The organism is Rhodococcus sp. WMMA185, from assembly GCF_001767395.1.
Taxonomy (GTDB): Bacteria; Actinomycetota; Actinomycetes; order Mycobacteriales; family Mycobacteriaceae; genus Rhodococcus_F.
Map to the genome: position 1 here is coordinate 943752 of NZ_CP017014.1, position 23509 is coordinate 967260.

The 23509-nt window shown below is 64.6% G+C and carries 19 protein-coding genes and 1 pseudogene; 6 read left to right on the plus strand and 14 right to left on the minus strand.

What is annotated here, in order from left to right:
• Positions 1-9 precede the first annotated feature (9 nt).
• A complete protein-coding gene (upp, locus tag BFN03_RS04165; protein WP_070377952.1) occupies positions 10-633 on the plus strand; it encodes a uracil phosphoribosyltransferase in 624 nt (207 codons plus the stop codon).
• Between the two features lie 95 nt (positions 634-728).
• Here the strand turns inward: upp and BFN03_RS04170 are convergent, their stop codons facing one another.
• From BFN03_RS04170 to BFN03_RS04205, 7 genes are all read right to left on the minus strand, one after another.
• Entirely contained in the window at positions 729-1175 is a 447-nt protein-coding gene (locus BFN03_RS04170; protein WP_070377953.1) for a hypothetical protein, read from the minus strand.
• 349 nt (positions 1176-1524) lie between these two features.
• Positions 1525-1971 (minus strand): hypothetical protein, encoded by a 447-nt coding sequence (locus tag BFN03_RS04180; RefSeq protein WP_070377955.1) that lies wholly within the window; start codon positions 1969-1971, stop codon positions 1525-1527.
• 447 nt (positions 1972-2418) lie between these two features.
• Positions 2419-2937: a hypothetical protein gene (locus BFN03_RS04185; protein WP_070377956.1), complete on the minus strand. Its 519-nt coding sequence runs from the start codon at positions 2935-2937 to the stop codon at positions 2419-2421.
• 411 nt (positions 2938-3348) lie between these two features.
• Positions 3349-3882, minus strand: coding sequence for a hypothetical protein (locus tag BFN03_RS20900; protein ID WP_070377957.1), 534 nt, complete (start codon positions 3880-3882; stop codon positions 3349-3351).
• 552 nt (positions 3883-4434) lie between these two features.
• A complete protein-coding gene (locus BFN03_RS04195) occupies positions 4435-5112 on the minus strand; it encodes a hypothetical protein (RefSeq protein WP_070377958.1) in 678 nt (225 codons plus the stop codon).
• A gap of 348 nt (positions 5113-5460) precedes the next feature.
• Positions 5461-7050, minus strand: coding sequence for a phospho-sugar mutase (locus BFN03_RS04200; protein ID WP_070377959.1), 1590 nt, complete (start codon positions 7048-7050; stop codon positions 5461-5463).
• Positions 7047-7829, minus strand: coding sequence for a purine-nucleoside phosphorylase (locus BFN03_RS04205; RefSeq protein WP_070380602.1), 783 nt, complete (start codon positions 7827-7829; stop codon positions 7047-7049). The genes BFN03_RS04200 and BFN03_RS04205 overlap by 4 nt, the downstream gene beginning before the upstream one ends.
• Positions 7830-7849: 20 nt before the next feature.
• Here BFN03_RS04205 and BFN03_RS04210 point away from each other — a divergent pair, with 20 nt between their 5' ends.
• Genes BFN03_RS04210 through BFN03_RS04220 form a run of 3 tightly spaced genes read left to right on the plus strand, consistent with a single transcriptional unit; the run spans position 7850 to position 10881 of the window.
• Positions 7850-8548 (plus strand): enoyl-CoA hydratase-related protein, encoded by a 699-nt coding sequence (locus BFN03_RS04210; RefSeq protein WP_070377960.1) that lies wholly within the window; start codon positions 7850-7852, stop codon positions 8546-8548.
• Positions 8549-8560: 12 nt separating this feature from the next.
• Positions 8561-9721 (plus strand): M20 family metallopeptidase, encoded by a 1161-nt coding sequence (locus tag BFN03_RS04215; RefSeq protein WP_070377961.1) that lies wholly within the window; start codon positions 8561-8563, stop codon positions 9719-9721.
• On the plus strand, positions 9718-10881 hold the full coding sequence (locus BFN03_RS04220; protein ID WP_070377962.1) for a M20 family metallopeptidase: 1164 nt from the start codon (positions 9718-9720) through the stop codon (positions 10879-10881). The genes BFN03_RS04215 and BFN03_RS04220 overlap by 4 nt, the downstream gene beginning before the upstream one ends.
• Here BFN03_RS04220 and BFN03_RS04225 read toward each other — a convergent pair.
• Positions 10878-11339: a gamma-glutamylcyclotransferase gene (locus BFN03_RS04225; protein WP_070377963.1), complete on the minus strand. Its 462-nt coding sequence runs from the start codon at positions 11337-11339 to the stop codon at positions 10878-10880. The two genes, BFN03_RS04220 and BFN03_RS04225, sit on opposite strands and share 4 nt — an antisense overlap.
• 115 nt (positions 11340-11454) lie before the next feature.
• On the opposite strand from BFN03_RS04225, the gene BFN03_RS04230 reads away from it, so the two are divergent.
• A complete protein-coding gene (locus BFN03_RS04230) occupies positions 11455-12858 on the plus strand; it encodes an NAD(P)H-quinone dehydrogenase (protein ID WP_070377964.1) in 1404 nt (467 codons plus the stop codon).
• On the opposite strand, the pseudogene BFN03_RS04235 reads toward BFN03_RS04230, so the two are convergent.
• Positions 12828-14153: pseudogene (locus BFN03_RS04235) on the minus strand (aldehyde dehydrogenase family protein). The gene BFN03_RS04230 and the pseudogene BFN03_RS04235 sit on opposite strands and share 31 nt — an antisense overlap.
• A gap of 206 nt (positions 14154-14359) precedes the next feature.
• Positions 14360-14749: a hypothetical protein gene (locus BFN03_RS04240; protein ID WP_157109556.1), complete on the minus strand. Its 390-nt coding sequence runs from the start codon at positions 14747-14749 to the stop codon at positions 14360-14362.
• A 356-nt stretch (positions 14750-15105) separates the two neighbouring features.
• On the opposite strand from BFN03_RS04240, the gene BFN03_RS04245 reads away from it, so the two are divergent.
• The gene (locus BFN03_RS04245) at positions 15106-16848 is read left to right on the plus strand and encodes a glycerol-3-phosphate dehydrogenase/oxidase (RefSeq protein WP_070377966.1); all 1743 of its coding nucleotides are present in this window, start codon (positions 15106-15108) and stop codon (positions 16846-16848) included.
• Here the strand turns inward: BFN03_RS04245 and BFN03_RS04250 are convergent.
• The 4 genes from BFN03_RS04250 to BFN03_RS04265 form a co-directional block, all read right to left on the minus strand.
• On the minus strand, positions 16826-17362 hold the full coding sequence (locus tag BFN03_RS04250) for a hypothetical protein (RefSeq protein ID WP_070377967.1): 537 nt from the start codon (positions 17360-17362) through the stop codon (positions 16826-16828). The two genes, BFN03_RS04245 and BFN03_RS04250, sit on opposite strands and share 23 nt — an antisense overlap.
• A gap of 362 nt (positions 17363-17724) precedes the next feature.
• Positions 17725-18000: an acyl-CoA dehydrogenase family protein gene (locus BFN03_RS04255; RefSeq protein ID WP_070377968.1), complete on the minus strand. Its 276-nt coding sequence runs from the start codon at positions 17998-18000 to the stop codon at positions 17725-17727.
• A gap of 107 nt (positions 18001-18107) precedes the next feature.
• Complete coding sequence (locus BFN03_RS04260) at positions 18108-18863, minus strand: DNA-formamidopyrimidine glycosylase family protein (protein ID WP_070377969.1); 756 nt, start codon at positions 18861-18863, stop codon at positions 18108-18110.
• Between the two features lies 1 nt (position 18864).
• Positions 18865-23373 (minus strand): ATP-dependent helicase, encoded by a 4509-nt coding sequence (locus BFN03_RS04265; RefSeq protein ID WP_084385487.1) that lies wholly within the window; start codon positions 23371-23373, stop codon positions 18865-18867.
• Positions 23374-23509 lie beyond the last annotated feature (136 nt).

Below are 23509 nucleotides of genomic sequence, written 5' to 3' on the forward strand. Positions count from 1 at the left end.
CTTTCGCCCATGAATACCCTCGTCGTCGACCACCCGCTCGCAGCGGCCCTCCTGACCACCATGCGCGATGAGCGCAGCGACAATGCCACGTTTCGCGCGGCGTTGCGAAGGCTGACATACATGTTGGTGTACGAGGCGACGCGCGAAGCACCGGTCGAGACATTCGACGTGGTCACACCGATTACCACCACTAAAGGTGTCCGGCTTGCCCATCCGCCCCTGCTCGTCCCGGTCCTGCGCGCGGGGCTTGGCATGGTGGAGCCGGCAAGCATGCTGATACCGAACGCGCGCGTCGGTTTCGTGGGTATGGCCCGGGACGAGCAGACTTATCTTCCGAAGCCATACATGGAGTCGCTTCCTGAAGACCTTTCGGACATCCCGGTCTACGTCCTGGACCCGATGCTGGCGACCGGCGGTTCGATGATTCACACGATCGAGCTACTCGTCGCCCGAGGTGCCACGGACGTTACTGCCGTGTGCGTCGTCGCTGCGCCCGAAGGTGTTGCTGCACTTTCGGAATCGGGACTTCCCGTGCGGTTTGTCACGGCTGCGGTCGACGAGCGACTCGACGAGGACGCCTTCATCGTGCCCGGTCTCGGCGACGCGGGAGATCGTCAGTTCGGTCCACGCTGAGGGGATCCGGTCGGGGACTGGCCTGTCACTAGTTGACAACATTGTGCCAACGAGGGAAGGCCCCGCCGACCGGCGGGGCCTTCGTTGCCTCTGGATCAACTGAACAAGCGCTTCAACAGGTCGGCCAAACTGCCTGAGCCGCCGTGTTGCTGCCCGACAGTGAACTCTTCCGGCTCAGTTGTCGGAGAGTCAGCGAAATCGGGGGTACCCCACTGCTCCTCGGGGGCAAACATCTTGTCGCACACCCAGTTGACCAGGTAGCTGCCATCTGCGACGGTCTGCGCGTCGAAGACCTTGCCGTTCTCCCCGACGAGTCCGCCGTCTGTGTACTGGTTCTGGGGTGACGTCTCACTCGCCGCGGTCCAGTTGCACGTCAACTGGAATTGGGTGTTGTTGACGATACTGACGGTGACATCGTTGCCGTCGACCGAAGTCGAGAGTGTGACGTCGCTGGGGTCTGCGCTGGCCGGCGCCGCGAACACGGCAGCGAGGAGGGGGGCAGTAAGTACCGCGGTTGCACCGGTGCGAGCAAAGTTCTTCATAGATCTTCCTTTCGGTTCGTGTGAACGCACGCGGCAGCGTGCGGGCAGGGCTATGGAGAAAGGGGTGGCACGGGCCGTGAGTCCGTCCGAAATAACTGGTCAGAACCCTGCGGGCGTCTGTCGCCGCCGTGAATCCGGCATCGATGGTGTGGGTTCGTCGTGGCGGATTCGATGCCGCCGACGCAACCGGGCTGTTCGTCGTCGCGGCGTCCGAGAACGCCTTTGCGCGTGCGGAACAGCCCCGGCGAAGCAGCTCGTCAAAGCTCTGGCAGACGCGGGGTGATTTTCTCGTTCCTGGGTTCAGGCAGCGCGGGGCCAGTTCGGCGCCGCGCTGATGGCGCCCGGAAGATTAGCGACCGAAACCCAAGCTACCCATGCCGCCTGGGTTACCCGGGTTGCCGGGGTTGCCGGGGTTGCCCGACCCGACAGTGAAGTCTTCCGGCGAGTCTGTCGGAGGATTGGCCTCCGTTCCCCACTGGTTGCCACCGTTGTCCGTGCAAAGCCAGGTGACGCGGTAGTCGCCGTCGGCGACGCCTGACACCGAGATAGGGGACTGACTGCCGGCCTCGACGATCACGTGCTCATTGTGGTACCGAGACGTGGCGCTTCTTGCCAGCCAATCACACTCCACCCGGCTCTGGCTGTCGTTGACGAAAGTGATGGAGAAGTCGTTGTCGTTGAGGACAGTAGAGAGCCTGACGTCATTGGGTGCCGCACTCGCTGGTGCGGCAAACACTGCCGCAACGAGAGGGGCGGCGAGCGCTGCCGTCAGACCGGTGCGAACAGACTTCTTCATGGATCCTCTTTCGTTCAAGTGGCCGCAGGTCTCTGCGTGTGGGCGGTAGTGCAGCCAGGGTGGCCACGATCAACCAGGGGTCCATGTGGGATTCCCGGCCGGATGTTGCCGACGCCTGTTGTGCGAGGCCAAATTTAGCAGTAGTTGACAACACCGCGCTTATCTAGAGGGTGCGATGCCGGGGATGTGAACGACGCATTCGTCGTCGGCGCCCGAAAGTGGTGCTGCCGTCTCAGGATAGGTATCAGTGTGAGCCTCGTCACAACTACGATTGCGCATATCCGAACACCGACGGCGCATTGCGTCTTCGATCTGATCGGCGCTGTCTTGTCATCGGCCACTACTGAGGTGGCACGACCGGAAGTTGCCCCAACAAGGAAAGGCCCCGCCAATGGGCGGCGCCTTCCTCGTCTTGGATCAGCTACCGGAATCCGAGCTGTCCGCTGTCTACTCTTGTCCGGCGGAGCCGTCGTCCTGGTTATCGGAGCCCAGGCTTCCGAGGAAATCAAGGTTGCCGATCAGATTGCCGAAGTCGAAGTCACTGAGGGAGCCCCAGCTGCCTGTGCCCCCACCATCATTGTCGTCGCCGATGGTGAACTCAGTTGGCGCGGCCGTGCCGTCATCGCCTGTTCCCCAACTGTTGTCACGCTGGGAGCAGTTCCAGGTGAGGGTGTAGCTACCTTCGGCGACGTTCTCTTCGGTGAACGTCTCAGTCTTGTTCTTCTTAACCTTTTCGTCGGCAATTCCGAACGAGTTCTCGGGTGCTGACTCGTGCTCCGCGTTCCAGCTGCACGTCACATCCTTGTTGTGGTCGTTGACGATGTTGACGGTAACGGTCGTACCGTCGTGATCAGCCGTGAGCGTGACCAGGTCGTGCTCCTCTGCGCTTGCCGGAGCTGCGAACACGGCGGCAATGAGGGGAGCGGCGAGTATGGCCGTTGCTGCGGCGCGAACAGACTTCTTCATTGATCCTCTTTCGTTCAACTGGCCGCATGCAGATGCGTGCGGATACCGCAAGAGCGCCAAGCGATTACCCGCTCGTAGAGTCCGGTTGGATACCCCAGCGGATACGGCTGGTCTTGCGTGCCGGGAGAACCTAACACCGAAGTGTGGAGCCTCGCCGGGCGAACAAAGCCGACGAAAAGGATGTGAACAAGGAGTCCGCTACCGCGGTACCCGAAGGTGCTGCTGCACGGAAGAAAGGGACCCTTCTGTGGGACTCATCACAGCGTGGATGGTGAACTCCCGCAGTCGGTTCGACCGAATTCGGTACGAGTAGAAGTTGCTCTGAATGAGGCGAGGGCCCCGCCGGACTGGCGGGGCCCTCGTTGTTCAGGGCTCAGTTAGCGAACTACAACTGGCCGTGTTTCAGTTCTCTCAGTCGTCGCCGCCATCATCGTCGCCGCCGTCACCGCTGCCGAGGTCGAGGTTCTCGAGCAGTTCACCGAGAATGTCCTCCAGGCTGCCTGCGCCCGGCTCATCGGCTCCGCCGTCGCCGCCATCGCCGCCGTCACCGCCGTCACCGCTGCCGAGGTCGAGGTTCTCGAGCAGTTCACCGAGAATGTCCTCCAGGCTGCCTGCGCCCGGCTCATCGGCTCCGCCGTCGCCGCCATCACCGCCAGCTCCGCCGTCGCCGCCGTCACCGTCGTCACCGCCGTCACCGCTGCCGAGGTCGAGGTTCTCGAGCAGTTCACCGAGAATGTCCTCCAGGCTGCCTGCGCCCGGCTCATCGGCTCCGCCGTCGCCGCCGTCACCGCCGTCACCGGCTTCTCCACCCAGGCTGCCGAGGATTGTATCCACCGAACCTGCGGTGTCGCCGCCGTCTTCGGCGTTGGCCGGCGCCACGAACGCGACGGCAATGAGAGGTGCGGCGAGTAGTGCTGTTGCAGTAGTGCGAACTGACTTCTTCATCGGTCCTCTTTCACTCGACTCTCCGCACACGAACGCGTGCGGGTATCACAACACCTGGCGGTATTGGGCGTATTACGTGATCGAATCCCTCCGGCAGGTATCTCTGGCTCCTGTTGTGCCGGAGAAAAATTAACATGGATTCGCGTTCGTAGGGCGAAAACAGAAATCCGTTCACGTAGCGATACATCGTTAGTCGATGCGCGTTGGCTTTGGAAGGTGCGCAGTGTGTGCAGGACGGAAGACGATGACGCCCCTGACCTTGCGATGGGCGAGGTTGGCAGGGTATTCCGCGTAACAGGCTCAGCTGATTCAGCACCTATCTCATTGGCGCTGGGCTTGCCGAGCGAACCCGAATCGGGACGGTGACGTCCAGACGGAGTTCGTGATGGGCTTGTTGTCTAGCAAACGGTATGGGCCGAAGGCCGTTGCGCGAGAACCGGTCACGTTTCGCCGGCAACTCTGGGATGGACCACCAGACTGTTGCCCGCTCCGCGCGGAACTCCCCAATACGACGAAGGCCCCGCCAATCGGCGGGGCCTTCGCGGTATTGGATCAGCTATCGCCGCCGTCGCCGGTGTCGTCGCCGGTGCTACCCAGGCTGCCGAAGATCGATTCCAGCGAACCGCCTTCGTTGTCGGCGTCGCCGTCGCCGGTGTCGTCGCCGGTGCTTCCCAGGCTGCCGAAGATCGATTCCAGCGAACCGCCTTCGTTGTCGGCGTCGCCGTCGCCGGTGTCGTCGCCGGTGCTACCCAGGCTGTCGAACAGGTTTCCGAACGCCTCCTTCACGCTGCCCAGAATATCCGCGCTGCCCAGGCTGCCCGTGTCAGCGTCTCCTACGGTGATGGTGAGCTCGCCAGCCCACGGCCCGCCTTCGCCGCCAGATGCCTCGCAGGTCCAGGGCGCGGTGTAGACGCCGTCGGCTACGCCTTCGAACGTGTAAGGCGTGGTGGCCAGCCTGGGGGCCGGGGCTTCGCCACCGAAGTCTTCTTCCTCGGTGCCGTTCGTCGCGGTCATGCTGCACTTGACCCTGTGGTCGTATCCGTTGACGATGCTCACAGTGACATCGTTGCCATCAACATCAGCCTTGAGCGTGACGAGTTCGTCTCCGCCCGACGAGCCCAACAGGTCCGACGAGCTACTTCCGGTTGCGTTGGCGGGCGCCGCGAACATGGCGGCGGCGAGAGGTGCGGCGAGCAGTGCTGTAGCTGTGGTGCGAACTGACTTCTTCATCGATCCTCTTTCATTCGACTCACCGCACACGAACGCGTGCGGGCATGACAACACCTGGCGGTACCGGTCGTATTGCGTGATCGAATCCCCCCGACAGGCATTACTGGCTCCTGTTGTGCCAGAAGAAAGTTAACACGGTTCTTACGTTCGAGTGGGAGAACGACACGACAACTTCCGGCCGTGGCCGACGTGTGCCGGCACCGGAAAATGCGATTGCGCTCGCATAACGACAATCGCTGTGAGGCTCGTCACAATTATGATCGACGAGTGACTTGACCGGGGCGCTTCGATCGTCGCGGCCTCATCGGTGCCGGAACAGTCAGTCCTGTTCGCGTTGAGGGCTTTCGGTCACAGCGCTTCGGCGAACTCGCGCAACAGGTTCAGTCGATTCGAAGCTATCTCGCGTGCGGCGGGCAATGCCGATCGGTCCGCAACCGGGACTACGACCTCGAGATAGCACTTGAGCTTCGGCTCCGTTCCAGAGGGACGCACGACCATTCGGACGGAGTTGCCGGAGAGGACGACGGCATCGGTCCGGGACTGGACATGCGCGTTTACCAGATCAGTTGCCACCACGGGTTCTTCGGCCAACACCGTCGGCAAGTTCGACCGCAGGCGATCCATGATCGAGGCGATGTCCGCGATGTCGGTGACGCGCCGCGATACCTGATCGCCGGTATGTAGCCCGAACTCGAGCGCGTAGTCATCGAGCTTGTCGAGCAGCGTGGACCCCTGGGCTTTCCTGGTCGCGGCGAGGTCGGCGACCAGCACGGCGGCGGAGATACCGTCCTTGTCGCGCACCGATTCCGGGTCGGCGCAGTATCCGATCGCCTCTTCGTAGGCGTATACCAGTCCTTCCCCCGCGCGGACGAGCCACTTGAATCCGGTGAGCGTTCGGGCGAAGCGTGCACCGCGAGCGGCCGCTAGTTTTCCAAGCAGTGCCGACGAGACGATCGTCGTCGCGACCAGAGAGTCTGGTGGTGCCGACTCCAGGACGTGCTCGCCGAGCAGTACTCCGGTCTCGTCACCGCGGAGCATTCGCCAGCCGTCCGGGCCTCGGACGCCGACCGCGCACCGGTCGGCGTCGGGATCGAGAGCCAGCGCGAGGTCTGCCTCGATCTCTTCCGCGAGCGAAAGCAGTGCGTCGCACGCCCCCGGCTCCTCGGGGTTCGGGAACTCGACTGTCGGAAAGTCGGGGTCCGGTGGGAATTGTGATTGCACGGTGTGGATGTCGGTGAATCCGGCCGCCCTCAGCGCGGCCACGGCGGTGTCGCCGCCGACACCGTGCAGCGGTGTGAGCGCGATCCGCAGCGTCCGGGAGTTCCCTCTGGGAAGGGACGCGACACGTTCGACATAGCGGTCGACGAGTTCGTCCGAGGTCGGTGTGACCGACGCGCGGGGTACCAGATTGGCCGGTCCGACTCGCGCGATGGATGCCTCGATCTCCCGGTCGCACGGCGAGACCAGCTGGGCGCCGTCGTCCAGGTAGACCTTGTATCCGTTGTCGGCGGCGGGGTTGTGTGAGGCGGTGATCTGGACGCCCGCGACGGCTCCGAGCCTACGCACCGCGAACGCGATGATCGGGGTGGGGAGCGGGCGGGGGAGGAGGATCACGGAGAACCCGGCGGCGGCGAGGACTTCTGCCGCAGCGCTCGCGAACTTCTCCGAGCCGTGCCGGGCGTCGCGGCCGACCACCACAGTCGATCCTTCCGGATGGCGGCCCTTCAGCCAGGTGCTCAGCCCGGCCGTCGTCCGGATCACCACGGCAACGTTCATGCCGTTCGGTCCAGCACGCACCGGGCCGCGCAGGCCTGCAGTGCCGAAACTCAGTGGTGCGGTGAAACGGTCGGCGAGTTCGTCGGGGGTCAGGGTCGCGAGTTCCGCTCTCGAAGCCGGGTCGGGGTCGGCGGCGATCCAGTCCGCGATCGGATCGCTCACAGTCGCTCCACGAGTTCTCGCAGGAGTCTGCCCATGCGGTCTGCAGAGGCTTTGCCCGCAGCCAGTACCTCTTGGTGGTCCAGGTGCTGGCCTGTGACGCCGGCGGCAAGGTTGGTGACCAACGAGATCCCCAAGACACGAGCACCGAGTGCGCGGGCGGCAATCGTCTCGTGGACGGTGGACATGCCGACCAGGTCCGCGCCCAGCGTGCGCAGCATGCGGATCTCGGCAGGGGTCTCGTAGTGCGGGCCCGGCAGTCCCGCGTAGACGCCTTCGCTGAGCGAGCCGTCGATTTCGCGGGCGATGGCCCTCAGCTCGGGGTCGTACGCTCCGACGAGATCGACGAACTCAGCTCCGACCAGCGGGGACCGGGACGTGAGGTTGAGGTGATCACTGATGAGGACCGGTTGGCCGACGGCGTAGCCCTCGCGGATGCCCCCCGCCGCGTTGGTCAGGATGACGGTGTGTGCGCCTGCTGCGATCGCAGTGCGAACCGGGTGAACGACGGACGACAGCGGATGGCCCTCGTAGGCATGGGTCCGGCCGAGCAGGACGAGGACCCGCCGCCCACCCACGTCCACCGAACGGATCGTCCCGGCGTGGCCGACGGCGGACGGCGGGGCGAATCCCGGTAGATCATCCATCGACACCGTGGCGAGTGGTTCCCCGAACCGGTCCGCGGCGGCGTTCCATCCCGATCCGAGGACGACGGCGATCGGATGTTCCGAGCAGTTCGTGTGCGCGGCGAGCGCGGCGGCCGCGGCGTCTGACGTTCCCATGAGGCGATAGTCTTCCACTCATGCCATATCTCGATCGCAAAGGCGACGTATTCATCCTCTACCTCGGCAACGAGGGCGAAACGGACAACGAGAACCGCTTCAATCCGGACTGGATCGACGCCACCAATGCCGCGTTGGACGAAGTCGAAGCGCATGAGGGACCCGCCGCGCTGGTCACAACCGCTACCGGCAAGTTCTACACCAACGGCCTGGACACCAATTGGATCTTCTCCAATGCGGACGCGCTGCCGGGATTCCTCGACCGGGTGAACGCGATCTACGGACGGCTCCTGACCTTTCCGATGGCCACGGTGGCGGCAGTGCAGGGCCACAGCTTCGGTGCGGGTGCCATGTTGGCGACGGCCCATGACTTTCGGGTGATGCGGGCAGACCGCGGGTTCTACTGCCTGCCCGAGGTGACGCTGAACATGCCGTTCACGATCGGGATGTCGGCACTCGTGAACGGCAGGATGCCCAAGCAGACCGCGGTGGAAGCGATGACGACCGGGCGCAGGTATGGCGGCTCCGACGCGCTCGCCGCCGGGATCGTCGACGAGATTGCGGACGGTGAAGGTGTTCTCGAGGCTGCCGTGGCGAGGGCGTCCGCACTCACGGCGACCCGCGGCAACAACCTCGCGGGCATCAAGCGCGGCATCCACCACGAAGCCCTTGCGGCTCTCGCCACGGTGACAGACAAGAGCAACTTCAGTTTCGGGTGAGAGAATGAGCAAGTGAATGCGGACATAGAGGCAGCGGTCAGGTCCATCGAAACGGACTTGACCGCGCTTTCGCATTCGATCCACAGCGAACCGGAGCTCGCGTTCGAGGAGTTCCGGAGCGCCGCGAAGGTCGCCGAGCTGCTGAAAACCAACGGGTTCGACGTGGTATCTGGGGTGGCCGAGCTGCCGACAGCGTTCGACGCGAAATTCGGCAGCGGCGATCTCGTCATCGGCATCTGTGCCGAGTACGACGCACTGCCGGAGATCGGTCACGCATGCGGGCACAACATCATCGCGGCGTCCGCGGTCGGTGCGGGAGTCGCGCTTGCCGCGGTGGCAGACCGGCTCGGGATCACCGTGCGGGTGATCGGGACTCCCGCAGAGGAGAGCGGTGGCGGCAAGATCGCCATGCTCGAGCGGGGCGTCTTCGACGGCGTCGCGGCGGCCCTGATGGTGCATCCCGGTCCGGACGACATCACCGGGGCCACATCGCTCGCTCTGGCCGACTTCACGGTCACGTTCACCGGCCGAGAAGCGCATGCCTCGGCCTTTCCGGAGTTGGGGCGCAACGCCGCGGACGCGGCGACGCTGACCCAGGTCGGCATCGGCCTTCTCCGTCAGCACCTGTCGCCGGGGCAGCAGGTGCACGGGATCGTCTCGGACGGCGGTACCGCGCCCAACATCGTTCCCGCGCGCACCGAGATGCACTACTACCTGCGTGCCGAGACGACGGCCGCGCTGTCGGAACTGACCGAGCGAGCTCAGGCGTGCTTCGCGGCGGGGGCGCTCGGCACCGGCTGCACGCACGAGATCCGCACGGTATCGCCGACCTATACGGAACTGACTCCGGATCCGTGGCTGGTGGCCGCCTATCGAGAGCAGATCGTCGACATGGGACGGGCACCAATTCCGCGCGAAGAGGAGGGTGCTCGCCCACTGGGCAGCACCGACATGGGCAACATCACCAACGTTCTGCCCGGAATTCATCCGGTCATCGGAATCGAGACGGGGGGCGCGGTGCCGCATCAACCCGAGTTTGCGGCGGCATGCATCACGGAATCCGCTGATCGCGCCGTAATCGACGGTGCGATCGCGCTGGCTCGCACGGCGGTACGGGCGGCAACGGACGGTACGGAGAGGGAGCGGCTGTTGGAAGGAGTTGGTCGCCGGTGAACGCGGCTGTCGACAAGTGGATTCTCGCCCACGCCGACGACCTGTCGGAGTGGCGTCGGCACATCCACTCCAACCCCGAATTGGCGCGCTATGAATACGCGACCACGGAGTTCGTGGCGACCCGACTTGCTGCGGCCGGTCTGTCTCCCGAACTGCTTCCCGGTGGCACAGGACTTACATGTGACCTCGGACCATCGAGCGGTCCACGCATCGCGTTGCGCGCCGATATGGATGCGCTTCCACTCCAGGAACTCACCGGTGCCACATACTCGTCGACGGTGCCCGGTGTGTCCCACGCATGCGGTCACGATGCGCACACCGCCATCCTGCTCGGCACCGGCCTGGCACTGAGCGAGATTCCCGACCTTCCGGTGGGTGTTCGGCTCATATTCCAACCCGCCGAGGAGGTCATGCCCGGCGGCGCGCTCGACGTCGTCGCGGCCGGGTGGCTCGAGGGCGTGTCGCGGATCTTCGCTCTCCACTGCGATCCGCGGCTTCAGGTGGGACGGGTCGGGGTCCGACTCGGCGCGATCACATCTGCGGCGGACACGATCGAGGTGGTTCTGGACTCACCGGGCGGACACACATCGCGTCCGCACCTGACCACCGATCTGGTGTTCGCGCTCGGAACCGTCGTCACGGGATTGCCCGGAATGCTCAGTCGACGGATCGACCCGCGCACCGGCACCGTCATGGTGTGGGGTGCCGTCAGCGCCGGGCGGGCCCCCAACGCCATCCCGCAGACCGGCATGATGGCAGGCACCGTGCGAACGGGCGACCACGAGACGTGGCAGATGCTCGAGCCACTGGTCCGCGAGATCGTCCACGGATTGTTGGCGCCCACCGGAGTGAGTTATCAGCTCAATTACAGTCGCGGTGTCCCTCCCGTCGTCAACGACGAGGTGTCGACCCGCATGTTCGAGGACGCGATTCGCGCCGTGGGCCCCGACGCACTAGCCGACACTCCGCAGTCCGGCGGAGGTGAGGACTTCTCCTGGTATCTCGAAAAGGTTCCCGGAGCCATGGCCCGGCTAGGTGTCTGGTCAGGGGACGGCGAGCAGTTCGACATTCACCAGCCCACGTTCGACCTGGACGAGCGGGCGCTCGGCGTCGGTGTACGGGTGCTGTCGAACCTGGTGCTCGCCAGCGCTCCGGCCTAGTCCTTTCCGGGTCCGACGTTACGGCTGTTGCGGGTGCGCAGGTCATGCACGTAGTCGGCAGGTGCGCCGGCGATCTCCGCGGCGTCCGCCATCACCCCGAGATAGCGCGCGGACGGCAGGCCACCCTCGTAGGCGTCGAGAACGTACAGCCAGGCGAGTTCGGAGCTGCCGTCGACATCCACGCGTACACGGATCTTGCGGTGCAGGCCGAGTTCGGAGCCCTCCCATCGGTCGAGCCTCGTCTCGTCTTCCTCGGGCACGTCGTACAGGACGACGAACACCTTGGAATCGGGGTCCTCGACCACGGTGGCGAGGGCGCCCTCCCAGCCGAAGTCCTCACCGCTGAAGGTCAGGCGCCAGCCGTGTAACCAACCCGTTCCTGCCATCGGCGAGTGCGGACAGCGTTGCAACATCTGCTCCGGATCCATGTTCGACCCGTAGGCGGCATAAATTGGCACGACGACAAGCCTAAACGTTGACTAGTAATCTGTTGCATGCGGTGCGTTACAAAAGTGCTGCATCTGCACGAATAGCCCGCCGGAGACCCCGGTCGAGCGTCGAATTGGAGGACAGATGACCCGAATCGTGATCATTGGCGGCGGACCTGCCGGATACGAGGCAGCGCTGGTGGCCGCGCAGTACGGCGCCTCCGTCTCTCTGATCGATTCGGACGGGGTCGGTGGCGCCTGCGTCTTGTTCGATTGCGTGCCGTCCAAGACGTTCATCGCTTCCACTGGTGTCCGCACCGACATGCGCCGCGCGACCGACCTGGGTATCGCTCTCGATCCGACACAGGCCACGGTTGCCTTGCCCAAGATCAACGCACGTGTGAAGAGCCTCGCACAGGCGCAGTCCTCCGATATCCGTACGCGCCTGCAGACGGTCGGCGTCGAGTTGCTCTCGGGCACCGCCGAGATCACCGACCCGCGGCCCGGCATGGCTTCCCATCAGGTGTGTGCCACCCTCTCGACCGGCGAGAAGAAGACACTCGACGCGGATGTCGTGCTCGTCGCGACCGGTGCCAGCCCACGCATCATCCCGGGCGCGGAGCCGGACGGTGAGCGCATCCTCACCTGGCGTGACCTTTATGATCTCGAGGAATTGCCCTCACATCTCGTCGTCATCGGGTCCGGGGTGACCGGCGCCGAGTTCGTGTCCGCCTACACCGAGATGGGCGTCAAGGTAACCCTCGTATCCAGCCGCGACCGCGTCCTGCCCCACGAGGATGCGGACGCCGCCCTCGTGCTCGAGGACGTCCTCGCCGAACGGGGCGTGACCCTCGTCAAACACGCCAGGGCCGAATTCGTCAAGCGCACCGACGACGGCATCAACGTCATCCTCGCGGACGGTAGGACCGTCGAGGGCAGCCACGCCCTCATGACGGTCGGTTCTGTTCCGAACACGCGGGGCCTCGGGCTCGAGAAGGTGGGACTCGAACTGGACAAGGGCGGGTATCTGCGCGTCGACCGCGTGTCGCGGACGACGGTGTCCGGGATTTACGCCGCAGGAGACTGCACCGGCCTGCTTCCGCTGGCCTCCGTCGCCGCGATGCAGGGCAGGATCGCCATGTACCACGCCCTCGGTGAAGGCGTCAGCCCGATCAAGCTGAAGACGGTGGCGTCGGCGGTATTCACCAGGCCCGAGATCGCCACGGTGGGCGTCAGCCAGGCGTCGATCGACGAGGGCGAGGTGCTGGCCCGGACCGTCATGCTCCCGCTCAACACCAACCCGCGCGCGAAAATGTCCGGGCTGCGCCGGGGCTTCGTCAAGATCTTCTGCCGTCCCGCTACCGGTGTGGTGATCGGCGGGGTGGTAGTGGCCCCCAACGGGTCGGAGTTGATCCTCCCGATTGCGATCGCGGTGCAGAACAACCTCACCGTGAACGACCTGGCCGCGACGTTCTCGGTGTACCCGTCGCTGACGGGATCGATCACCGAGGCCGCCCGTCAGCTGATGCGGCACGACGATCTGGGCTGATGGACCTCAGCGGGTGGTGTCGATCGAGACGTGCTTGCGTTGGGTGAAGCTCTGTTCGCCATCCCGATGACGTCGTCCTCGTCCTGCCACGGAATCACGCACATCACCGGGCCGAAGACCTCTTCCTGCGCGATGCGCCACTCGTTCTCCACACCGACGATGACGGTGGGCTCGACGTAGTACCCCTGAGACAGGGGTCCGCGGGTAGGCGGCATGCCGCCGGTGACGGCAGTGGTGTCGCTGCGCGCAAGACCATCGTCGATATAGCCGCAGACGCGGTCGAACTGTTTCTTGCTGACGATTGCGCCGATGTCCGATTCTTCGTCGAGTGGGTCGCCGACCGTCAGCTTGGCCAGCTGGGCGGCGACCTTGTCGACGAAGGACTCGAGAATGGTCTCGTGCACGAACAGCCTCGATCCAGCCGTGCAGGACTGTCCCTGGCGGACGAATCGCATGCCGGTGATGGTGCCCTGAGTCACCCAGTCCTCGTTGGCGTCCGGGTAGACGATCTGTGGGTTCTTGCCGCCGAGTTCGAGCGAAACCGGCACTATCCGTTCGGATGCCGCGGACATCACCCGCGAACCGACTGCCGTGCTCCCGGTGAACGACAACTTGCTTATGTGTGGATGCGTGATCAGGGCTTCACCGGCTTCGGTGCCGTACCCGACGATCACGTTCAGGACGCCGTGGGGGAGGAACCTGTCGGCGATCTCGGCCATCTCGAGAACGGCGAGACGCGCGTCCTCGGCGGCATTGAGTACCAACGTGTTTCCGGCAGCGAGCGCGGAGGCGATCTTCATGGACGCAAGCTGTACCGGGGCGTTCCAGGGAATGATTGCACCGACGACTCCGCGTGGTTCTCGGCGCGAATAGTCGAGCACCCGGGCATCGAGCGGGATGGTCTCGCCCTTGATCTCCCCGGCCACCGATCCGAAGTACCGGAACACGTCGATTGCGAAGCTCACTTCGCCCCGTGACTGCGTTCGCAGCGCGTTTCCGTTCTCCAATGAGATGATTCGGGCGATGCGCTCGACCTAGGATTCGAGGGCGTCGGCGATCTGCTGAAGCTGACGTCCGCGTGCGCGAGGGGCGGTGTCCCGCCAGTCGGGAAACGCTCGTCGGGCGGCATCGACCGCATCCGAAATGTCCTTCTCGCCGCCGCGAGGCACGCGAGCGATCGTCCGACGATCCCGCGGGCTCTCGACGGGGATCCATTCCTCACTTCGTGCAGAGACCCATTGGCCGTCTACCAAGTTCAGATGCTCTTCGTTGAGTTCGACAGCTACTGCAGCCATTGCTTACATCTCCATGCATGCTCGACTGGTACCGGTGTGCTCGACTGGTGCCGGGATGCCGCTTCAGTGCTCGAGTCGGTGATGCGGGTCAGCCTACTCGTGGACGAATGGCTCCAGAACCCCTGCGTGGAAGAGAAATCCGGACATTCGGTGCACTGAAGTCGGCGACACAGACGCCGCCGAACTCAGTGCACCGATGGAAGCGATCAGTTCATGCCGCCGCCGAGTGAGCCGAAGAGTCCGGGGCTCGTCCAGGCCGCGCAGCGGAAGGTCTCGAAGAAGGTGTCGGTTGGCCTGATCGTCACAGTCTGCTGGTCTTGCTCCGAGTCGGTCTGGCCTTGATCTCGAATAGCGTTGTTGGCGTCGATGACTCGCCAGCGGCAGAACGTTCCTGGGTCTGCTTCTTCCGCTAGGCCGGTCGTGGTGTAGGTGCCGGGCCTTATTCCACTACCTACCGCCAGGGTCTCGTCTGCATTAGATGGGATCGCCTCGCCACCAAGGGATCCCATTGGGGAGGCGGCAAAGGCAGCGGGGGCGAGCATCGCCGTTGCAGCGATCGTTGCGGCAGCGATGACTACGGGGTTGAGAATACGCATGGCCTCGAGAGTAGCCGTGATGCCTACGCTGTCAACGGGTTCGGTGTCGAGCATTCGGGCAGTGGAAGTAGCAGGAACTTGTCCGGGCTCACGTGGGATATCGAGGTGACGATTCCTTGCCGGATTCGTACCATTCGGTAGGTGTGAACCGTCCGCTGGCACCGCGCCGACGGCAAAGTTGGCGATGAAGGGCCCGAAGAGTCGTCGGCGTGAACGTCGATGCTCACGGCTGACCGCGTTACTCGGAAGTACTCAACGGCGATTACTGCGGAGTATTCAATAATGCGATGTACTGAATCACACGCAGGAAGCTACTAGCCTGAAGTTAACCCGTTGCGATCTCACAGGAGTCCGCGTTGAGCAATCAGCCAGGTGTGCAATTCCTCGGTCCCGAGCAGCGCGATGCCGCGTGGGACCAGTTGCAGATCGAGCAATTCGATGTCGTCGTGATCGGGGGCGGCGTGGTCGGTGCCGGTGCGGCGCTCGATGCGGCCACCCGCGGGCTCAAGGTGGCACTGGTGGAGGCACGAGACTATGCCTCTGGAACGTCGAGTCGCTCGTCGAAGATGTTCCACGGCGGCCTGCGCTACCTCGAGCAACTCGAGTTCGGGTTGGTGCGTGAAGCACTGCGAGAGCGTGAACTGTCGCTGACCACCCTCGCGCCACACCTGGTGAAGCCGTTGAAGTTCCTGTTCCCGATTACCCACCGGATCTGGGAGCGGCCCTATCTGGCTGCGGGGATCTTCCTCTACGACCGGATGGGCGGGGCCAAATCGGTTCCAGCGCAGAAACACCTGACCCGAGCGGGTGCGCTGCGCATGGCCCCTGGGCTCAAGCGCAATTCGCTGGTCGGTGGCATCGAGTACTTCGACACGGTAGTCGATGACGCCCGGCACACCATGACGGTTGCCCGCACGGCCGCACATTTCGGGGCGGTGGTGCGGACATCGTCGCAGGTAGTCGGATTCCTGCGGGAGTCGGATCGGGTATCGGGTGTGCGAGTGCGAGACTCCGAGGACGGGCGCACCGCAGAGGTCAAGGCCCACGTTGTCATCAATGCGACCGGGGTATGGACGGACGAGATCCAGTCGCTGTCCCGTCAGCGTGGCAGATTCCGGGTGCGCGCGTCCAAGGGTGTGCACATCGTGGTCCCGAGGGATCGAATCGTCAGCGACGCCGCGATCATCCTCCGCACCGAGAAATCGGTGCTGTTCGTGATTCCGTGGGGTACTCATTGGATCATCGGGACCACCGACACGGAGTGGAATCTCGATCTCGGACATCCGGCTGCGACCAAGGCTGACATCGACTACATACTCGGTCGCGTGAACGAGGTGCTGGTCACCTCGCTGACCCACGCGGACATCGACGGGGTCTATGCGGGCCTTCGCCCGTTGCTCGAGGGGGAGAGCGATGAGACATCGAAGCTCTCACGCGAACACGCCGTCGCGCGCGTCGCTCCAGGCTTGGTCGCCATCGCAGGCGGAAAATACACCACCTATCGCGTCATGGCGAAGGATGCGGTAGACATCGCAGCGGACGACATCCCGGCCAGAGTGGCGCCGTCCATCACGCAGAAGGTGCGATTGGTGGGTGCGGACGGCTACTTCGCTCTGATGAACCAGACCGTCCATCTCGGCGACACCTACGGTCTGCATCCCTACCGAGTCAAACATCTGCTCAACCGCTACGGCTCGCTGATCAGCCAGGTCCTCGAGCAGGCTGCCGGCAGACCCGAACTTCTGCAGCCGCTGACCGATGCACCGGCCTATCTGCAGGTCGAGGCAGTGTACGCGGCGGTCGCAGAAGGAGCCCTGCACCTCGACGACATTCTGGCCAGGCGGACGAGGATCTCGATCGAGTACCCGCATCGAGGTGTGAACTGCGCCGAGCAGGTGGCGCAACTGGTGGCCCCGATCCTGGGCTGGGACAGCGACGCGGTTGACCGCGAGGTGAGGACCTACCGGGCGCGCGTAGAGGCGGAGGTGAAGTCGCAGACCCAGCCTGATGACCTGTCCGCCGATGCGCTGCGTGCCGCAGCCCCCGAGTCGCGGGTGGAACTGCTCGAGCCGCCGGTCAGTGTGTCAGAAATACCTTGAACACCACGATGGCGGCTGCGATGACCGCAAGTGTGATGGCTGCCCAATGGGTACCTAGAGTCACTTTCTCTCGGCGTAGTCGGCTGATGACGTAGCTGGTCGAGCTGATACGGACGATTATCACGATCTCGGCGATCAGCTGTGCGGTGGTGGGTTGGAGCCAACCCAGGAACGCGGTCGCGAGGATTGCACACGGCACGGCTGCGGACGTCAGGATCGGTAGCCCGTCGCGGAGTTCTTTTCTACGTTCGGTACTCGTCAGGGATCTGTTCAGACGGAGTGTCTGCCCGACGGACTCGGCGAACGTGTGGGCGAGATAGGTCGACAGGGCTGTGCCGACCACGATGGCGATACCCAGTGTTTCCTGTGATTGAGTCACGGGAATGAGGGCCGCCAGCACCAGAATATTGCCGTAGATGTAGGCGCTGATGCGGCTTGCCGCATGCTCTGGAGTAAGTGATTCCTTGCCACCGACAGCTGGACGGTTGAAGAGACTCGGAGGATCCCACGCCATGTCTGAAGAGCATTACACAGGCGGTGCGTCAGTGGGTGCGGACCAGCGATTTCGGGGCGTGGGCGGCGACGACCTTCGAGATCGCCATGACGATGAGGGTTGAAACAGCGATGACTTCCATGTGATCGAGTATTCACGTGCAACCCGTGAATATCGTTGGGGGTTTCTGTGAGTTTCCTGGGAATTGACCGAGCCTGGCTCTACAGGGCCGAGATAGGCGCTCTCTTGCCCGGGCACATAGCATCAAAGACCTGCGTGGGAGCGTTCGGGAACCTGCCGAGGGGTGTCGGAGACGAGTTCGCCAAAGAGTTGCTCACCACGACCCCGGTCCGTGTGGGACCGGTGACTGCAGGGGGAGGAAATCAGCCGCTAGCCGATTGTGGTTCTCCGTGTATCCGCATCGCTTCCAGAGAGCAGTACAGCGCCGTCTCGGAGGCCATTACTTTGGCCATGCCGGTTTCGCCGTCGGCCCGATCTCCGGCGTCCAGGCGTGACGCTGCCCAAAAGGTCAACAGCCGAGCACTCTGCACGCGGGTTGCCATCTCCACCAATTGCAGTTGGATGGCCTGGAATTCGGCGATGGCCCGCGCCGCCACGTTGATCCGCCCTGTCTCCAACGCAGACAGCGCTTGCTGCATGCCCTTGCCTTCGACCGCAACTCAGGACCGTTTCGGGCCTTGACGCCGTCCAGGCTCTGTTGCGAGGTCGCGGGCCGAGCAGGCTCGGAGACTGGCCGGTGAGGGGGTCAAGAAGTGCGGGCAGGACTGCGTTGGCAGTAAGTGCAGAAACAGATGCGCTGTAGGCCGAGGTGGTGCTCTTCGATCACTGTCCCGCATCGGCGGCAGGGCCTTCGAGCTCGCCCGTAAACCCACGGACGTCGCCTGTGGGGACTGTTCTTATCAGCGTTGATCATCCGATGGGCGAGGTGAACCATCGCGGGTAGGTCGGCCACCGCGCTCGCGGGAGTGAACGGATGGACGCCGCGCAGAAAGCACACTTCGGTGCGGTAGAAGTTGCCGAGGCCCGCGAGGTTGCGTTGGTCGACCAAGGCGAGGCCGATCGGTTGTTCGTCGGCCTTGCGTAGATTGTCGACCGCGGTGTCGGCATCCCAGTCGGGACCGAGGAGATCGGGGCCGAGGTGCCCGACTGCCGAGTCCTCGCCGGCGCGGTTGAGCACTTCAGCGATGCCGAGTGAGAATCCCACGGCCACTCGATGTTCGGTAGCGAGGACGATCCGCGCCTGATGCCCGGGCCTCCGCCAGGGGGAGCCGGGCGCATAGATGTGCCATGCGCCCTCCATCTTCAGGTGGGTGTGTATGGAGTGGTCGCCCACACGGATCAGCAGATGTTTACCCCGGCTGACCACCTCGTCGATCTCCTGCCCGGACAGATCGATCACGGCGTACCGCGGGACCCGGATGTCGCACCGGGTGAGAACGTGCCCGGCAAGGGCTTTGTGCAGTGCGTTGGCGGTGCGCCAGACGGTGTCACCCTCGGGCATGTCAGGCTCGTAGCCGGAATCCGCGCGGGGTGGGGGAGAAGCCGGCCTCGGTGAGTACGGGTGCGAAGTCGCTACCGTGAATGGTGTGGCCGTCGACCTTCTCGACGACGATCTTGTCGATCCCGCCTCGCTTGACGATGCCAGCGAGAGCCGTTGCCGCCGTTCGTAACACACCTGGGTTGTCGCTGAACGTCAGCACCGTCCGCCCGCCTCGCTCCACGAACAGGACTAGCTCGCCCTCCAGGAGAACCACTAGTCCGCCCGCCTTGCGGCCTGGGCGGTGTCCGGCCGAATCGTCGCCCCGCTTGGGCCAGGGCAAAGCCGCACCGTAGGGGTTGGCGGGATCGCTCGCGGCCAGCGTGACGGCGGGAAGACTGGTGTACCTGGCTTCGAGGGAATCGGCGTAGCTGCGCAGACGGTCAACCACTGGCGGGGTCGAGAACTGTGCGCCACCGAGGGTGTCGACGAAGTGCCCGCGGCGGGCACGTCCGTTGTCCTCGAAGGTGCCGAGCACCTTGTACATCAGCGCGAATCCGCCCCGCACGTTCTCCGACATCACCGATCCTCGTGTAACCACCCCGTACCGTTCGAGCAGCAGTTCGGCGGTGGCGCTCGCATGCAGAGTTGGATCCTGTTCGGACTCGGGCAGAATCGACCACCGACCGCCGACCGTCGGCGGCGCAGTTCTCACCGGAACCGCAAGGCTCCGGTACACCCGGGCGCGGGGAGGTCGTCGTGGCGAACGATGGCTGGTGGTGGTGCGGGAGGTGTCGGAGAGGAGGGCGCGCAGTGGAGCAAGGGTGTCGTTCCCTATTCGCCCGAGCCACACCAGTTCCCACAGCGCCGCCACCAGTGCGCTGTCATCGATACCGTCGAGCGTGTCGGACAGCTGCCGGAAGAAATAGGCCCCGCCGCCGGCCAGGGTCTCGAGAATGCGTTGCTGGACATCCGAGAGCTCCATCTCCGCGGGTGCCGCGAGAGTACGCGGTGCCGAGTCGGCGGGATGCAGGCACACCCATCCGTCCTTGCGGGAGATGTTGCCCGCGCCGGACCACAGCACCTCACCGGTGGATGTGAGCTCGTCCAGCATGGCGGGGGAGTAGTCGGCCACGCGTGACGGCAGGACCAGTGATTCGAGCGCGGACGCCGGCACCGGGAATCCGGCGAGCTGGTCGACGACCGCGGCGACCCCGTCGATTCCTCGGAGCGTGCCGCCCACGTGCTGCCAGCTCGGAAGGAAACGGCCGAAGGCCGCGGTGCTGACGGGCTCGATTTCTTGCCTGGCCGCGGCGAGCGAACGCCTACGGAGGCGGCGTAAGACCTCAGTGTCGCACCATTCGCTCCCTGTTGCCGCGGGCCGGAATTCGCCTTCCACCACACGTTTGTCGAGGGCGAAGCGCTGGAGGACGTCACGGACGACCGCGGCACCGAGGCCGAACCGAGCGGCGGCATCAGCGAGAGTGAACGGTCCGTGGGTGCGGGCGTAGCGGCTGATCAGGTCGCCGAGGGGATCGTCGACTGGTTCGATGAACGCCGCCGGGGTGCCGATCGGCACGGGTACACCCAGGCCGTCCCGCAGGCGCGGCGCGTCCTCGATCGCTGTCCACCAGTCGATTCCGGCGAAGGACACCGACAGCGCTCGCTTGGCGCTGACCAGTTCCTCGAGCCACGCGACTGGATCTGCGCCGGTGCGCTCGGCGACCTCCGCCGTTGTGAGTGGGCCGAGCATCCGGAGGAGATCTGCGACCCCCTCGATGTCGCGGGCCTTACGTTCGGGGAGGAGTCGCTGCAGTTCCTTCTCGGTCTGGGTGATGACATCGGCGTCGAGCAACTCCCGCAGTTCGACCCGCCCGAGGAGTTCGGCGAGGAGCGTCGAATCGAGGGACAGCGCCGCCGCACGCCGTTCGGCGAGGGGACTGTCGCCCTCATACATGAACTCGCCGACGTAGTTGAACAGCAGAGCGCCGGCGAACGGGGACGGTGACTGCGTTTCCACCTCGATGATGCGGATCTGGCGCCGCTGTAGGCGGCCGAACAGGTCCTTCAGCGCCGGGAGGTCGTACACATCTTGGAGGCACTCGCGGACCGTCTCGAGCAGGATCGGGAAGGTCGGATACTTCCGCGCCACGTCGAGGAGTTGAGCCGAGCGCTGCCGCTGCTGCCATAACGGCGCGCGCTTTCCGGGAGTTCTGCGGGGCAGGAGCAGCGCGCGCGCTGCGCATTCCCGGAACCGCGATGCGAACAGGGCCGATCCGCCGACCTGCTCGCTGACGACATCTTCGATCTCCTCTTGATCGAAGGCGAACAGGTCGGCACCGGGAGGGGCGTCCTCGGTATCGGGAAGTCGTACGATGATGCCGTCGTCAGACGCGCTGGCGTTGGCGTCGAGTCCGTGCCGCTCGGCGAGCCGGGCGCTCACTGCGAGAGCCCAAGGCGCATGTACTCGTTGCCCGTACGGAGAGTGCAGGATCAGCCGCCAGTCGCCGAGCTCGTCGCGGAAGCGTTCTACCACCATCGTGCGATCGGTGGGTACCTGGCCCGTCGCGGTCTTCTGTTCGGCAACGAGTTGAACGAGGTTGCTGGTGGCATATTCGTCGAGCCCCCCGGTACCGCAGCGCTCGTGGACCTCCGTCTCGTGCCCGAGCGAAACCTCCCGCAGGAACTGCCCCAGCGCCTCGCCGAGTTCCGCCGGTCTGCCGAGGGTGTCTCCGTGCCAGAACGGCAGCCGTCCAGGCAGTCCGTAGGCGGGGCTGACCAGCACACGGTCGAAGGTGATCTCCTCGATGCGCCAACTGGTGGCGCCGAGCGCGAACACGTCGCCCACACGCGACTCATACACCATCTCTTCGTCCAGTTCGCCCACGCGAGAAGTATTTTCGCCGACCATGTACACCGCGAACAATCCCCGATCGGGGATTGCGCCACCCGACGTCACCGCAAGCCGCTGCGCACCGGGACGCCCGGTGAGCGTGTTCGCCTCTCGGTCCCACACGAGACGGGGGCGGAGTTCCGCGAACTCGTCGGAAGGGTACCGGCCGGCAAGTAAATCGAGGGTTGCCTCGAAGGCGGACCGTGGCAGGGTCGCGAACGAACCGCTGCGCCTTACCGTCTCGAACCAGTCGTCGACATCAAGGGGTTCGAGGGCGGTAGCTGCCACGGTGTGCTGCGCCAGGATATCCAGCGGATTGGCAGGGACGGCGAGTGCCTCGATCTTGCCCGTCACCATGCGTTCGACGGTGACCGCGCAGTGCACCAGATCGGTGCGGTGTTTGGGGAATATGACGCCGCGAGATATCTCGCCGACCTGGTGTCCGGCGCGACCGACTCGCTGAAGGCCGTTGGCCACAGATGGCGGAGCCTCCACTTGGACCACGAGATCGACTGCACCCATATCGATTCCGAGTTCGAGACTGCTTGTCGCGACCACGCAGCGCAGTCGGCCCGATTTGAGGTCGTCCTCGATCAACGCCCGTTGGTCCTTGCTGACCGAGCCGTGGTGGGCACGTGCCAACAGGGGATCGGCGCCGAAACTGACGTCCGACGGTATCCCGATCTGCGAGGCCGGCTTCGGGTGCCTGTCGACGGCGTTCCCGCCGCGTTCGGCGTAGATCTCGTTGAGGCGAGCGGTCAACCGCTCGGCGAGGCGCCGTGAATTGGCGAAGACAATAGATGAACGGTGGGCGGTGACGAGGTCGACGATCTGTTCTTCGACATGCGGCCAGATCGAACCCGCTTGCGGAGTAGCCGAAGCCGAACCCTCGGCGGGCTCGGCGAGGCCGAGCTCGGTCATGTCCTCGACCGGTACCCGGACCGTGAGGTCGAACGTTTTCGGTGATGGCGGTGCCACGATGCGGACGGGCGCCGATCCGGACAGGAACCGGGCCACCTCGTCGTGGGGCCTCACCGTCGCGGACAGCCCGATGCGCTGCGCGGGGGTGTCGACAAGCCGATCGAGACGCTCGAGCGACAGAGCCAGATGTGCACCGCGCTTGGTGCCCGCCACGGCATGCACCTCGTCGACGATGACGGTGTCCACCCGAGCCAGCGTCTCGCGTGCTGCGGAAGTGAGCATGAGAAAGAGTGATTCGGGCGTGGTGATGAGAATGTCGGGCGGATTCTTGATCAGCGCGCGTCGGCCGCCGGGTGGTGTGTCACCGGACCGCACGCCCACCGAGATTTCCGGAGGTGTGAGTCCGAGGCGCTTCGCGGTCTGGGTGATGCCGACGAGCGGTGCCCGCAGGTTGCGCTCGACATCCACACCGAGGGCCTTCAATGGCGAGACGTAGAGAACCTTGGTCTTGCGGTCCTTCTCCTCGGTGGCGGTGAGCTGGTCGAGGGACCACAGGAACGCGGACAGGGTCTTCCCCGAACCGGTGGGTGCGACGACGAGAGTGTGGCTTCCGCTGGCGATAGATTCCCACGCGCCCAGTTGCGCGTCCGTCGGCGCGGGAAACGCGCCATTGAACCACTCGCGTGTGGCGGCGGAGAAGCTGGCCAGGATATCGCTCACTCCTCCATACTGCCCCTGAGGTGTGACAGATCCCTGCGCGATTGGCGCTAATTGCCAATCCCCAATCGCTGATCAGAGTCGATGAGTGCCGATTTCCTTTTCCGACGCGCGCTGTGTCTTGTGCAGTGTCGACGAA

What these genes read in the sequence shown, in the direction of transcription:
- upp (WP_070377952.1), top strand. Translation starts at nt 10, where the DNA reads ATGAATACCCTCGTCGTCGACCACCCGCTCGCAGCGGCCCTCCTGACC.
- BFN03_RS04170 (WP_070377953.1), bottom strand. Translation starts at nt 1,175, where the DNA reads ATGAAGAACTTTGCTCGCACCGGTGCAACCGCGGTACTTACTGCCCCC.
- BFN03_RS04250 (WP_070377967.1), bottom strand. Translation starts at nt 17,362, where the DNA reads ATGGCGTGGGATCCTCCGAGTCTCTTCAACCGTCCAGCTGTCGGTGGC.
- BFN03_RS04195 (WP_070377958.1), bottom strand. Translation starts at nt 5,112, where the DNA reads ATGAAGAAGTCAGTTCGCACCACAGCTACAGCACTGCTCGCCGCACCT.
- BFN03_RS04185 (WP_070377956.1), bottom strand. Translation starts at nt 2,937, where the DNA reads ATGAAGAAGTCTGTTCGCGCCGCAGCAACGGCCATACTCGCCGCTCCC.
- BFN03_RS20900 (WP_070377957.1), bottom strand. Translation starts at nt 3,882, where the DNA reads ATGAAGAAGTCAGTTCGCACTACTGCAACAGCACTACTCGCCGCACCT.
- BFN03_RS04210 (WP_070377960.1), top strand. Translation starts at nt 7,850, where the DNA reads ATGCCATATCTCGATCGCAAAGGCGACGTATTCATCCTCTACCTCGGC.
- BFN03_RS04255 (WP_070377968.1), bottom strand. Translation starts at nt 18,000, where the DNA reads ATGCAGCAAGCGCTGTCTGCGTTGGAGACAGGGCGGATCAACGTGGCG.
- BFN03_RS04230 (WP_070377964.1), top strand. Translation starts at nt 11,455, where the DNA reads ATGACCCGAATCGTGATCATTGGCGGCGGACCTGCCGGATACGAGGCA.
- BFN03_RS04180 (WP_070377955.1), bottom strand. Translation starts at nt 1,971, where the DNA reads ATGAAGAAGTCTGTTCGCACCGGTCTGACGGCAGCGCTCGCCGCCCCT.
- BFN03_RS04205 (WP_070380602.1), bottom strand. Translation starts at nt 7,829, where the DNA reads ATGGGAACGTCAGACGCCGCGGCCGCCGCGCTCGCCGCGCACACGAAC.
- BFN03_RS04240 (WP_157109556.1), bottom strand. Translation starts at nt 14,749, where the DNA reads ATGCGTATTCTCAACCCCGTAGTCATCGCTGCCGCAACGATCGCTGCA.
- BFN03_RS04260 (WP_070377969.1), bottom strand. Translation starts at nt 18,863, where the DNA reads ATGCCCGAGGGTGACACCGTCTGGCGCACCGCCAACGCACTGCACAAA.